At 73.3% G+C, this 13252-nt stretch carries 10 protein-coding genes; 7 read left to right on the forward strand and 3 right to left on the reverse strand.

Going from position 1 to position 13252, the window contains the following annotated elements; genetic code table 11:
- Positions 1 to 245 precede the first annotated feature (245 nt).
- From ACZ52J_RS18995 to ACZ52J_RS19005, 3 genes are all read left to right on the forward strand, one after another.
- Positions 246 to 2168, forward strand: a complete 1923-nt coding sequence (locus tag ACZ52J_RS18995) for an AMP-dependent synthetase/ligase (RefSeq protein ID WP_360504328.1) — start codon at positions 246 to 248, stop codon at positions 2166 to 2168.
- Positions 2169 to 2247: 79 nt separating this feature from the next.
- Positions 2248 to 3477, forward strand: coding sequence for a radical SAM family heme chaperone HemW (gene hemW / locus ACZ52J_RS19000; protein ID WP_360504326.1), 1230 nt, complete (start codon positions 2248 to 2250; stop codon positions 3475 to 3477).
- A gap of 85 nt (positions 3478 to 3562) precedes the next feature.
- Positions 3563 to 3889, forward strand: coding sequence for a Uma2 family endonuclease (locus ACZ52J_RS19005; RefSeq protein WP_465620135.1), 327 nt, complete (start codon positions 3563 to 3565; stop codon positions 3887 to 3889).
- 6 nt (positions 3890 to 3895) lie between these two features.
- Here ACZ52J_RS19005 and ACZ52J_RS19010 read toward each other — a convergent pair whose 3' ends face one another.
- The 3 genes from ACZ52J_RS19010 to htpX form a co-directional block, all read right to left on the reverse strand.
- Positions 3896 to 4723 carry a DUF3097 domain-containing protein gene (locus ACZ52J_RS19010; protein ID WP_465620137.1) on the reverse strand — a complete coding sequence of 276 codons (828 nt, stop codon included), beginning with the start codon at positions 4721 to 4723 and terminating at the stop codon, positions 3896 to 3898.
- Between the two features lie 31 nt (positions 4724 to 4754).
- On the reverse strand, positions 4755 to 5339 hold the full coding sequence (gene pspAB, locus ACZ52J_RS19015; RefSeq protein WP_360504322.1) for a PspA-associated protein PspAB: 585 nt from the start codon (positions 5337 to 5339) through the stop codon (positions 4755 to 4757).
- 66 nt (positions 5340 to 5405) lie between these two features.
- A complete protein-coding gene (gene htpX / locus ACZ52J_RS19020; protein ID WP_465620139.1) occupies positions 5406 to 6326 on the reverse strand; it encodes a zinc metalloprotease HtpX in 921 nt (306 codons plus the stop codon).
- Between the two features lie 313 nt (positions 6327 to 6639).
- On the opposite strand from htpX, the gene hrcA reads away from it, so the two are divergent.
- The 4 genes from hrcA to ACZ52J_RS19040 all read left to right on the forward strand — a co-directional run bounded on the left by hrcA (position 6640) and on the right by ACZ52J_RS19040 (position 13175).
- On the forward strand, positions 6640 to 7674 hold the full coding sequence (hrcA, locus tag ACZ52J_RS19025) for a heat-inducible transcriptional repressor HrcA (protein ID WP_360504318.1): 1035 nt from the start codon (positions 6640 to 6642) through the stop codon (positions 7672 to 7674).
- Positions 7675 to 7751: 77 nt separating this feature from the next.
- Positions 7752 to 8891 (forward strand): molecular chaperone DnaJ, encoded by a 1140-nt coding sequence (dnaJ, locus tag ACZ52J_RS19030; protein ID WP_360504316.1) that lies wholly within the window; start codon positions 7752 to 7754, stop codon positions 8889 to 8891.
- Between the two features lie 125 nt (positions 8892 to 9016).
- Complete coding sequence (locus ACZ52J_RS19035; protein WP_465620141.1) at positions 9017 to 9766, forward strand: 16S rRNA (uracil(1498)-N(3))-methyltransferase; 750 nt, start codon at positions 9017 to 9019, stop codon at positions 9764 to 9766.
- Between the two features lie 142 nt (positions 9767 to 9908).
- Positions 9909 to 13175: a S41 family peptidase gene (locus ACZ52J_RS19040; protein WP_465620143.1), complete on the forward strand. Its 3267-nt coding sequence runs from the start codon at positions 9909 to 9911 to the stop codon at positions 13173 to 13175.
- The last annotated feature ends 77 nt before the right edge of the window (positions 13176 to 13252 follow it).

A 13252-nucleotide genomic window follows, 5' to 3' on the forward strand; every position in this document is an offset into this window, starting at 1 on the left:
ACGGTCCGGCAGTTCGCTCGTTGGTCACCTTGCCGGGTGCGTCCGTCGGTGTGGCGTGGTCACCGGCGGTGCGGGGGGTGTGCCGACCGGCTCCGCCCCCTTACGGAATGACCGGTTTCCCCCTAGGCTGCTGATTGCCCCCTTGTTACTGACCGGTACCGTTCAGGTGAACCGGGGGCCCGGCGACCGCCCCCACGGCCGCCGCGACAATCCCTCAGACGGCCACCCGCCCCCGGAGGTCCTCGTTGAGTTCCGCGCAGTCCCTGATCGACTCCGGCCGGCCCGACCTCGTCGCCGGGCGTCCCGCCTCCGTCGCCCATTTGTTCCTGGAGCGGGTCGCCGCGACTCCGAACGGTGAGGCCTACCGCTACCCCGCCCCGGTCGACGAGCACGCCGCGGACGGCGCGCCCGGCGCGGAGCAGTGGCGCTCGCTGACCTGGGCGCAGACCGCGACCCGGGTCAAGGCGGTGGCGGCCGGCCTGATGGCGCTCGGCATCCAGCCGGAGGACCGGGTCGCCCTGGCGTCCTCCACCCGGATCGAGTGGATCATCACCGACCTCGGCGCCATGTGCGCGGGCGCGGCGATCACGACCGTCTACCCGAGCACCAACGCGGACGAGACCGTCTTCATCCTCTCCAACTCGGGCTCCCGGGCGCTGTTCGCGGAGAACGCCGCCCAGCTGGCCAAGGCCGCCGCGCAGCTCGAGCAGCTGCCCGAGCTGCGCACCGTCATCCTGTTCGACGCCCCCGACGAGGCTCCCGAGGCGGCCGGCCTCGAGGTGCTCACCCTCGCCGAGCTGGAGCAGCGCGGCGCCGAGTACCTGGAGCAGCACCCGGACGCGGTGGAGAAGGCCGTCGACGGGCTCGACAAGGAGCAGCTGGCCACCCTGATCTACACCTCGGGCACCACCGGCCGCCCCAAGGGCGTGCGCCTGGTGCACGACTGCTGGGCGTACGAGGGCCGGGCGCAGGAGGCCAGTGGGCTGCTGCGCTCCGACGACGTGCAGTTCATGTGGCTGCCGCTGTCCCACGTGTTCGGCAAGACGCTGATCTCCGGGCAGATCGCCACCGGCCACGTGATGGCGGTGGACGGCCGGGTGGACCGGATCATCCACAACCTGCCGGTGATCCGGCCGACCATCATGGCGTCCGCGCCGCGCATCTTCGAGAAGGTCTACAACGGCATCGCGGGCAAGGCCCGGGCCGAGGGCGGCGCCAAGTACAAGATCTTCCTGTGGGCGGCGAAGGTCGCCCGCGAGCACGCCCGGGCCGTCCAGGAGAGCCGCGTCGCCACCGGCACCGGCACCGCCCCGCTGGCCCTGCGGGTGCAGCACGCGCTGGCCGACAAGCTGGTGTACGCCAAGATCCGGGCCGCGTTCGGCGGGCGGCTGCGCGGCGCGGTCTCCGGCAGCGCCGCACTCGCTCCGGAGATCGGCTACTTCTTCCTCGGTGCCGGCGTGCCGATCCTGGAGGGCTACGGCCTCAGCGAGACCAGCGCCGGCTCCTGCGTCAACCGCGAGGAGGACGTGCGGATCGGCACCGTGGGCCGCCCGCTGCCCGGCACCGAGGTGCGGATCGCCGAGGACGGCGAGATCCTGCTGCGCGGCCCGGGCATCATGCGCGGCTACCACAACCTGCCGGAGAAGACCGCCGAGGTGCTGGAAGCGGACGGCTGGTTCCACACCGAGGACATCGGCGAACTCAGCCCCGACGGCTTCCTGCGGATCACCGACCGCAAGAAGGACCTGTTCAAGACCTCCGGCGGCAAGTACGTGGCGCCCAGCGAGGTCGAGGGCAAGTTCAAGGCGGTCTGCCCGTTCGTCAGCAACATCCTGGTGATCGGCAACGGCCGCAACTTCTGCACCGCGCTGATCGGCCTGGACGAGGCCGTCCTCATGCCGTGGGCCGCCGAGCACGGCCTCGCCGGCAAGTCCTACGCCGAGCTGGCCGTCGAGCCGGCCGTCCACGAGCTGATCGAGGGCTTCGTGAAGCGGCTCAACACGGGGCTGCAGCGCTGGCAGACGATCAAGAAGTTCCACCTGCTGCCGCGCGACCTCGACGTGGAGCACGGCGAGCTCACCCCGAGCCTGAAGATCAAGCGCCCCGTGGTCGAGAAGACCTACGCGGACGCGGTCGCCGCGATGTACACGGGCGCCAACGAGGCCTGACCCGGCCCGTCCGCACCCCGTCCCACCCCGTCCCGTACGGTCCGCGCAGGCTTCACGGACCGTACGGGACAATGGGGGCATGCCCTCCGCACTCCCCGACGGCGAACCGGTGCCGTCCGACGGTTCCCTGCCCGCCCACGCCCTCGACGGGCTCGGCAGCCGCCCGTTCGGTTTCTACCTGCACGTGCCGTACTGCGCCAGCCGCTGCGGCTACTGCGACTTCAACACCTACACCGCCACCGAGCTGCGCTCCTCCGGGGCCGTCGCCTCCCAGGAGACGTACGCCGACAACGTGGTCGCCGAGATCCGGCTCGCCCGGAAGGTGCTGGGCGACACCGACCTGCCGGTGCGCACCGTCTTCCTCGGCGGCGGCACCCCCACCCTGCTGCCCGCCGGCGACCTGGTGAAGATGCTCGCCGCCGTCCGCGAGGAGTTCGGGCTCGCCGACGGCGCCGAGGTCACCACCGAAGCCAACCCGGAATCCGTCGACCCGGCGTACCTGGCCGAGCTGCGCGAGGGCGGCTACAACCGGATCTCCTTCGGCATGCAGAGCGCCCGCCCGCACGTCCTCCGGCTGCTCGACCGCCACCACACCCCGGGCCGCCCCGAAGCCTGCGTCGCCGAAGCCCGCGCGGCCGGGTTCGAACACGTCAACCTCGACCTGATCTACGGCACCCCGGGCGAGTCCGACGACGACTGGCGGGCCTCCCTGGACGCCGCCATCGGCGCCGGGCCCGACCACGTCTCCGCGTACTCCCTGATCGTCGAGGAGGGCACCCGGCTCGCCGCCCGGGTCAAGCGCGGCGAACTGCCGATGATCGACGACGACGTGCACGCCGACCGCTACCTCATCGCCGAGGAGGCACTGGGCGCCGCCGGGTACCGGTGGTACGAGGTCTCCAACTGGGCCACCACCCCCGAGGGCCGCTGCCGCCACAACGAGCTCTACTGGACCGGCGCCGACTGGTGGGGAGCCGGCCCCGGCGCCCACAGCCACATCGGCGGCGTCCGCTGGTGGAACGCCAAACACCCCGCCGCCTACGCCCAGGCCCTCACCGAGGGCCGCACCCCGGGCCTGGGCCGCGAGGTCCTGGCGGAGGAGGACCGCCGCGTCGAGCGCATCCTCCTGGAACTGCGCCTGGTCGAGGGCGTCTCCCTCGATCTGCTGACCGGCACCGGCCGCGAGGCCGCCGCCCGGCACCTCGCCGACGGCCTCCTCGCCCCCGAGCCCTACGCGGCAGGCCGCGCCGTCCTCACCCTCCAGGGCAGGCTCCTGGCGGACGCGGTCGTGCGTGACCTGGTGGACTGACATTCGTTGACGTGGGTGTCAGCCGTCGGAGGGAGCGTGCGATGACCGCCATCGATGATCGGATGACCGGGGTCTTCGCGACCCGGTGGTCTTCGAGCGCGGGGTGGTCGAGGAGTACGGGCGGCTACTGCCGTCGCCTGTCGTCACCCTGGTGGTCGAGGTGGTGCCGAAGCCCAGTGCCGACCGTGACTACCGGACCAAGCGGGAGCTCTACGCCGAGGGCACTGTCCCCGCGTATCTGATCGTCGACCCGATCAAGGGGGAGTGCGTGCTGCTGACCGAGCTGGGTCAGGATTCCGGGTCCGGACTCCCGAGGTACATGTCGGAGCGGACCAGCAAGTTCGGCGAGCCCGTCCCCATCGACCAGCTCGGCATCAGCTTGGACACCACGGACTTTCAGAAGTACGTCTGACCGGCCTCAGTCCGGCAGGGTCACGAAGTCGATCAGCTCCTCGACCCGGCCCAGGAGTTCGGGTTCCAGGTCCTTGAAGGTGTCGACCTTGGACAGGATGTGCTTCCAGGCGGCCGGGGTGTCCGTCGGCCAGCCGAGGCGGCGGCAGGTGCCTTCCTTCCAGTCCTCGCCGCGGGGGACGGCGGGCCAGGCGGGGATGCCGACGGCGGCGGGCTTCACGGCCTGCCAGATGTCGATGTAGGGGTGGCCGACGACGAGGACGCGGTCGCCGGTGACCCGGGCGGCGATGCGGTGCTCCTTGGTGCCGGGGAGCAGGTGGTCGACCAGGACGCCGAGGCGGCGGCCGGGGCCGGGGGCGAAGTCGGCGACGATCGCGGGCAGGTCGTCGATGCCCCGCAGGTACTCGACGACGACGCCCTCGATGCGCAGGTCGTCGCCCCAGACCCGCTCGACCAGCTCGGCGTCGTGCCGGCCCTCGACGTAGATCCGCGACTCGCGGGCGACCCGGGCGCGGGCGCCGGGGACGGCGATCGAGCCGGAGGCGGTGCGGCGAGGCGTTCGCGGCGCCGCCGGGCTGGCCGGGCGGACCAGGGTGACGGCCTTGCCCTCCAGCAGGAAGCCGCGCGGGACCAGCGGGAACACCCGGTGCTTGCCGAAGCGGTCCTCCAGGGTGACGGTGAACCCCTCGGCGGTCTTCTCGCACCGCACCACCGCCCCGCAGAAGCCGGTCGCCGCCTCCTCCACCACCAGGTCCCGCTCGGCGGGCACCTCCGGGGCGGGGGCCTGCTTCTTCCACGGCGGGGTCAGGTCGGGACCGTACTGGCGGCTGCGCATACGGGTGATCATAGGGATGGCGGACGGGCCGTCAGAGACCCGGCGCGCCCCAGACCGGGAACCAGCGGCTGAGGTCCTTCTCCAGCCGCAGGTCGTTCCCCAGCATCGCGTTGACCTGCAGCTCCAGCGGGCTGTTGCGCTTCTCCCCGCCGCCGGGCATCGGGGCGAAGGGGTAGAAGGTGCCGCGTTTGTAGAGGTAGACCAGGGCCAGGGACTGCCCCTGCGGATTGCGGAAGCCGACCAGGGAGCAGAGCAGCTGCGGCCCGAAGCCGTTCGCCTCCAGTTCGCTGTTGACCGCGTGCAGGTCGTTCACCAGCTCCGGCAGTTCCTCGGGCTGGTGCCGGGCGAGCAGCCAGGAGTAGCCGTAGTCGTCCTTGGAGGCCTCCACCGGGACGCCGCCGCGCTCGGTGTCGGCGTCCAGCAGCGCCCGTACCTGCTGTTCGACCTGGACGAAGGCCGCGCCTTCGACGGCCGCGAAGCAGACCGAGCCGAGCCCGGTGGGGGTGAACGCGGCGCCGGCCTCCAGGGTGAGTGCGGCGGACGGCACGCCGAACAGCTGGTCCAGGTCGGGCTTGACGGGCTTGGTGCGGCCGAACAGGGCGTCCAGGATTCCCACGGCGGTCCTTTCGTCAGCGGAGGTCGGCGGAGGGTCTGCAGGGGTCGGCGGAGGGTCGGCGGGGGTTCAGTGGCCGAGCTGCTCGGAGATCTTCGCCAGCTGCTCCAGCCGCTTCTCCAGCGTCGGGTGCGTGGAGAGCAGCTGGGAGGCGGTCTCCCGGGCGTTCAGCGCGGGGGCGAAGTAGAAGGCGTTGTAGGGCTGCGCCTGGCGCAGGTCCTTGCTGGGGATGGCCGCGATCTGCCCGGTGACCTTGGTGAGGGCCGAGGCGAGGGCGCTGGGCCGGCCGGTGAGCTGGGCGGCGGCGCGGTCGGCGGCCAGTTCGCGGTAGCGGGAGAGCAGCCGGGTGAGCAGGAAGCTGATCGCGTAGACGACCATCGAGACCAGCGGGATGATCAGCGCGACGATGGCCGCGTTCTGGTCGTTGTTGTTGCGGCCGCCGCCCATGAATCCGCCGTACACGGCGATGCGGGTCATCGCGCCGGCGAGTACGCCGAGGAAGCCGGCGATGGTCATCACCGCGACGTCCCGGTGGGCGACGTGGGACAGCTCGTGGGCGAGGACGCCTTCCAGTTCCTCGGGCTCCAGGCGTCGCAGCAGGCCGGTGGTGACGCAGACGACCGCGTTCTGCGAGTTGCGGCCGGTGGCGAAGGCGTTGGGCATGTCGTTGTCGGCGACCGCCACGCGGGGTTTGGGCATGTCGGCCAGGGCGCAGAGCCGGTCGATCGTGCCGTGCAGTTGGGGGAACTCCTCCGGGGACACCGGGCGGGCGCCCATGGCCCGTTCGGTGATCTTGTCGCTGAACCAGAACTGGGCCACGAACAGCCCGCCGGAGATCAGGACGATCAGCGGCCAGGCGCCGCGCAGCAGCGCGATCAGCAGGCCGGTGAAACCGACGTACAGCAGCCCGATCACGAACATCGTCGCGACCATGCGGCCGGTCAGGCCGCGGTCGGGTGCGAAACGGGTGTGCTGGCCCGAGCTCGACATCGCTTGCTCCTCCATTCGCCGTCGCCTTCGATGCTGCCACCCGGACGGCCTCGTGGCACCACTCGCGCGCCGGGAACCCGTGACGGGAACCCGTGAACGGTGGCCGCCCCGCGGGCCGTACCTGGAACTGCGGGAAGGATCACGCCGGTCCGGCCGTTCCTGCGGCAGGACCCGGGCCTTACACTGGCAGGTACGGTTCTGGCACTCGTGTGTTCAGAGTGCCAAGGTGCCGAGGCCGGACCTTCCGGGAACGGCCGGCAGCAGCACCCAGGGACACAGACGGACAACGAGCGAAGACGGAGGTGCGTGCCCCATGGCCGGTGAGGTCCGCCAGCTGGACGACCGCAAGCTCGCCGTGCTCCGCGCGATCGTGCAGGACTACGTGGGCACCGAGGAGCCCGTCGGGTCCAAGGCCCTGGTGGAGCGGCACAATCTCGGGGTCTCGCCGGCGACCGTCCGCAACGACATGGCGGCGCTGGAGGAGGAGGGGTACATCCACCAGCCGCACACCAGCGCCGGCCGCATCCCGACCGACAAGGGGTACCGCCTCTTCGTCGACAAGCTCGCCGAGGTCAAGCCGATGAGCGCCCCCGAGCGCCGGGCGATCCGGCACTTCCTGGACGGCGCGGTCGACCTGGACGACGTGGTCGCGCGCACCGTGCGGCTGCTCGCCCAGCTGACCCGGCAGGTCGCGGTGGTGCAGTACCCGTCGCTGACGCGGTCCACCGTGCGGCACATCGAGCTGGTGGCGCTGGCCCCGGCGAAGGTGATGCTGGTGCTGATCACCAACACCGGCCGGGTCGAGCAGCGGATGGTCGACTGCCCGGGCACGGTCGGCGAGACGGTCCTGGCGGACCTGCGGGCCGCGCTCAACACCAGAGCCGCCGGCCGCCGCCTCCCGGAGGTCCCGGGGCTGCTGGAGGAACTGCCGGCGATGTTCGAGCAGGCCGACCGGCCGACCGTCAGCACGGTCCTGGCGACCCTGTTCGAGACGCTCGCGGAACAGAACGAGGAGCGGATCATGCTGGCCGGCACGGCCAACCTGACCCGCTTCGGCCACGACTTCCCGCTCACCATCCAGCCGGTGCTGGAGGCCCTGGAGGAGCAGGTCATCCTGCTCCGCCTCCTGGGTGAGACCAACGACGCCGCGATGACGGTCCGGATCGGGCGGGAGAACGCCTACGAAGGGCTGATTTCCACCTCGGTCGTGTCGGTCGGTTACGGTTCGGGCGACGAGAGCGTGGCCAAACTGGGTGTGATCGGCCCGACCCGGATGGACTACCCGGGCACAATGGGGGCGGTGCGCGCGGTGGCGCGGTACGTGGGTCAGATCCTGGCCGAGTCGTAGCAAAGACCGCGCGTCCTGGAGATGACGCGCGGTAACCAGTCGCAGCACTACTACAGGCGGAACAAGCGGAGCATTTGGTGGCCACGGACTACTACGCGGTACTCGGCGTCCGACGGGATGCGGGGCAGGACGAGATCAAGAAGGCGTTCCGGCGCCTGGCACGCGAACTGCACCCGGACGTCAACCCGGACCCGAAGACGCAGGAGCGGTTCAAGGAGATCAACGCCGCCTACGAGGTGCTCTCCGATCCGCAGAAGCGCCAGGTCTACGACCTCGGCGGTGACCCGCTGTCGCCGGGCGGCGGTGGCGCGGGCGGTTTCGGCGCCGGCGCGGCGGGCTTCGGCTTCTCCGACATCATGGACGCCTTCTTCGGCGCCGCGGCCGGCCAGCGTGGCCCGCGCTCGCGCACCCGCCGCGGCCAGGACGCCATGATCCGGCTGGAGATCACCCTGGAGGAGGCCGCTTTCGGCACCACCAAGGAGCTCCAGGTCGACACCGCCGTCACCTGCACCACGTGCAGCGGCGAGGGCGCGGCCCCCGGCACCTCCGCCCAGACGTGCGACATGTGTCGCGGCAAGGGCGAGGTCTCCCAGGTCACCAGGTCCTTCCTGGGCCAGGTCATGACCTCCCGTCCCTGCCCGCAGTGCCAGGGCTTCGGCACCGTCGTGCCGACCCCGTGCCCGGAGTGCGCCGGCGACGGCCGGGTCCGCGCCCGTCGCACCCTGACCGTCAAGATCCCGGCCGGTGTCGACAACGGCACCCGGATCCAGCTGGCCGGCGAGGGCGAGGTCGGCCCCGGCGGCGGCCCGGCCGGCGACCTGTACGTCGAGATCGCCGAGACCACCCACACCATCTTCCAGCGGCGCGGCGACGACCTGCACTGCACCGTCACCATCCCGATGACGGCGGCCTCGCTCGGCACCCGGGTGCCGCTGCAGACCCTGGACGGCCTGGAGGAGGTCGACATCAGGCCCGGCACCCAGTCCGGCCAGTCGATCCCGCTGCACGGCCGGGGCATCACCCACCTGCGCGGGGGCGGCCGGGGCGACCTGATAGTGCATGTCGAGGTGAAGACGCCCAGCAAGCTCGACGCCGAGCAGGAGGACCTGCTGCGCCGCCTAGCGGTGCTGCGCGGTGAGGAGCAGCCGTCCGGCCAGTTCGCGCCGGGCCAGCAGGGCCTGTTCTCCCGGCTGAAGGACGCCTTCAACGGCCGGTAGCCGTCCGCGCAGGGGTGCCGGGGGCCCACCCCGGCACCTCTTTCGCGTGTCCCCCCTCAGGCCGTAGGCCGCACCCGGGCCTCAGGCCTCAGCCCGCAGGCCGCACCCCGGAAAGGTTCCCCCGCATGACCGCACCCGTCTTCGTCGTCGAGACCGAGCGGATCGTCGCCGCCGCGCCCGGCACCGTCGTGCGCCTGGACGGCCCGGAGGGGCGGCACGCGGCCGCGGTGAAGCGGCTGGAGCCGGGCGAGGCGGTGACCCTGGCCGACGGGCAGGGGCTCGGCGTGGACGGGACGGTCGCCGAGGTGCTCGGCAAGGACGCGATCGACGTGGCGGTCGCCGCCGTGCGCCGCGAGCCGGAGCCCGCGCCGCGGATCGTCGTCGTCCAGGCGCTGCCCAAGGGCGACCGCGGCGAGCTGGCCGTGGAGACCATGACCGAGGTCGGCGTGGACGTGGTCATCCCGTGGGCGGCCTCGCGCTGCATCACCCAGTGGAAGGGCGAGCGCGGCGCCAAGGCGCTCGCCAAGTGGCGGGCCACCGCCCGCGAGGCGGGCAAGCAGTCCCGCCGGCTGCGCTTCCCCGAGGTCCGCGACCCGATGACCACCAGGCAGCTGGCGCCCGTCCTCGCGCGGGCCGCGTTCGCCGCCGTGCTGCACGAGGAGGGCGCCGAGCCGCTGGCGCACGCCGCGCTGCCCGAGGCCGGCGACCTCGTGCTGGTGGTCGGCCCGGAGGGCGGGGTGTCCCCGGAGGAGCTGGCCGCGTTCGCCGAGGCGGGCGCGAAGCCGTACCGGCTGGGCCCCTCGGTGCTGCGCACCTCCACCGCCGGGGTGGCCGCCGGCGCGCTGCTGCTGGGACGCACCGGCCGCTGGGCGTAGCCCGGACCGGGCCGTGGCCCGTGCACCGGGGCCGCGGCCCGTACTACGGCCGCGCGGCGCGGTCCAGCGGGCTCACCCGAGGGGCCCGACTCTTGCCGGAAAGCCCGGCGGCTCGTACGCGTACGTGCCTACGCTGGACCGCGTGACGGACTCCCTGAGCACCTCCGCGGGCGCCTATCTGCGCCACCCCCACCTGCACGGCGACCTGATCACCTTCGTCGCCGAGAACGACCTCTGGCTCGCCCCGCTGGACGGCGGCCGGGCCTGGCGGCTGACGGCCGACCACCGGCCGGTCCACGACCCCCGGTTCTCCCCGGACGGGCGGCACATCGCCTTCACCTCCACGCGGGACGGCGCGCCCGAGGTGCACGTGGTGCCGGTGGACGGCGGCCCGTCCCGCCGGCTCACCCACTGGGGCAGCGGCCAGACCCGGGTGCAGGGCTGGACGGCCGACGGCCGCCCGATCGCCACCACCACCGCCGGCCAGGCCACCCTGCGCCGCACCTGGGCGCACGCCGTGCCGCTGGACGGCGGCGAGCCCGCGCGGCTGCCGTACGGGCCGATCGGCGGGATCGCCTTCGAGCCCGGCGGGGACCGGGTGCTGCTGGCCAGTGCCGCGATCCGCGAACCGGCCTGGTGGAAGCGCTACCGGGGCGGCCGGGCCGGCAAGCTGTGGCTGGGCCGGGACGAATTCGTCCGCGTCCACGAGGGGTTGGACGGCCAGCTGTCCTCGCCGCTGTGGGTGGCCGGCCCTGCGGGCGGGCAGGGCGGGCAGGGCGGCCGGATCGCCTTCCTGTCCGACCACGAGGGCGTCGGCGAGCTGTGGTCCAGCCTCCCGGACGGGTCCGACCTGCGCCGCCACAGCGTCGGCGCGGACGGCTTCTACGCCCGCAACGCCGCCACCGACGGCACCCGGGTGGTGTTCCACCGGGCCGGTGACGTCTGGCTGCTGGACGACCTGGCCGGCGCCGAGCCGCGCCGCCTGGACATCCGGCTGGCCGGCCCGCGCAGCGGCCGCCGCCCCCGCCCGGTGCACGCCGCGCACTGGCTGGAGGCGGTCGCCCCCGACCGCACCGGCCGGGCCAGCGCCGTCGTGGTGCGCGGCAGCGTGCACTGGCTGACCCACCGCGAGGGCCCGGCCCGGGTGCTGGACGAGACGCCGGGCGTGCGCGGGCGCCTGGTCCGGGTGGTGCCGGGCGAGGACGGCGCCCAGGGCGTGCTGTGGGTGTCCGACGCCGAGGGCGAGGACGCCCTGGAGTTCGCGCCGGCCGTGCACGGCACCGAGCGCCGCCGGCTGGCCGCCGGGCAGCTCGGCCGGGTCAACGCGCTGGCCGTCTCCCCGGACGGCAAGCAGGCCGCGCTCGGCGTGCACGACGGCCGGGTGCTGCTGGTGACGCTCGCCGACGGCACCGTGCACGAGCTGGACCGCAGCACCGACGGCGAGGTCGGCGGGCTGGTCTTCAGCCCGGACTCGGCCTGGCTGGCCTGGTCGCGGCCGGTGCCGGGGCTGGGCCCGTGGTCGCTGCGCCAGATCGTGCTGGCCAACCTGGCCACCCGCACCGTGAGCGAGGCCACCCAGCAGCGCTTCATCGACACCTCGCCGGCCTTCACCGCGGACGGCCGCTACCTGGCGTTCCTGTCGGTGCGCAACTTCGACCCGGTCTACGACTCGCACGTCTTCGACCTGTCCTTCCCCAACGGCTGCCGCCCGTACCTGATCACGCTGGCCGCCGACACGCCGTCCCCGTTCGGGCCGCAGCGGGCCGGGCGCCCGCTCGGCGGGGAGGAGGACGAGCCGCGGGCCAAGAAGGCGGACGGCGAGGACGGCGGCGCCGACACCGCGCCGGTGACCAGGGTGGACCTGGACGGCATCGCCGACCGGATCGTCCCGTTCCCGGTCGAGGGCGGCCTGTTCGGCACCCTGCGGGCCGCCAAGGACGGCGTGCTGTGGACCAGGGCCCCGCTGCTCGGCGAACTCGGCGACGAGGCGGCCTCGTTGGAGGATGACCGGCCCCGGCCGGTGCTGGAGCGCTTCGACCTGAAGAAGCGCCGGGTCGAGCAACTGGTGCACGACGTCGACGGCTTCGCGGTCAGCGGGGACGGCAGCCGGGTCGCCGTGCTGGACGAGGGCGAGCTGCGCATCGTCCCCGCCGACCACAAGGCGGCCGGCGAGGACGACGAGACCGCCGTGGACCTCGCCCGGCTGCGGGTCACCGTCGACCCGGCCGCCGAGTGGCGGCAGATGTTCGCCGAGAACGGCCGGCTGATGCGGGACAACTTCTGGCGCCCCGACCTCGCCGGCGTGGACTGGGCCGGCGTCCTGGAGCGCTACCGGCCGCTGGTGGAGCGGGTCGGCTCGCACGACGACCTGGTCGACCTGCTCTGGGAGGTGCACGGCGAACTCGGTACCTCGCACGCCTACGTCCTCCCCTACGGCGCGCACACCGACGCCGCCCGGCGCCAGGGCCTGCTCGGCGCGGACCTCGTCAAGGAGGGCGGGCAGTGGCGGATCGCCCGGATCCTGCCCGGCGAGTCCTCCGACCCGAGGGCCCGCTCGCCGCTGGCCGCGCCCGGCGCCGCGATCCGCCCGGGCGACGCGATCCTCGCGGTCAACGGCCGCCCGGTGGACCCGGTCACCGGCCCGGCCCCGCTGCTGGCCGGCACCGCCGGGCAGCCGGTCGAGCTGACCGTGGCCGGCAAGGACGGCACCGACCAGCGCCACCCGGTGGTCGTCCCGCTCGCCGACGACGAGGCGCTGCGCTACCACGACTGGGTGGCCGGGCGGCGGGCCGCCGTGCGCGAACTGTCCGGCGGCCGGCTCGGCTACCTGCACGTCCCCGACATGCAGACCACCGGCTGGGCCCAGATCCACCGCGACCTGCGCTCGGAGATGGCCAAGGAGGGCGTGATCGTCGACATCCGGGAGAACCGGGGCGGCCACACCTCGCAGCTGGTGATCGAGAAGCTCGCCCGCCGCATCGTCGGCTGGAACGTCAGCCGGGACACCGACAGCCCGGTGCCGTATCCCGGCGACGCCCCGCGCGGACCGATCGTCGCGCTCGCCGACCAGGACTCCGGCTCGGACGGCGACATCGTCAACGCCGCCATCCAGGCGCTGGGGATCGGCCCGGTCGTCGGCACCCGCACCTGGGGCGGGGTGATCGGCATCGACAGCCGCTACCGGCTGGTCGACGGCACCCTGGTCACCCAGCCCAAGTACGCGTTCTGGCTGGAGAACTACGGCTGGGGCGTGGAGAACCACGGCGTCGACCCGGACGTCGAGGTGCCGATCGCCCCGCACCACTGGGCGGCCGGCGAGGACCCGCAGCTCGCCGAGGGCGTCCGGCTCGCCCTGGCCGCACTCGCCGACACCCCGGCCCGCACGGCACCGCCGATGCCCTGGCAGTAGCGGCGCCGCCTGGGTGCGCCCCGAAAAAAGAAGCCGAAGGGGCGCGCCGGAGGCAAGCGGGCGGGTCGCCGCGTGGG

The organism is Kitasatospora sp. NPDC034035, assembly GCF_055575755.1.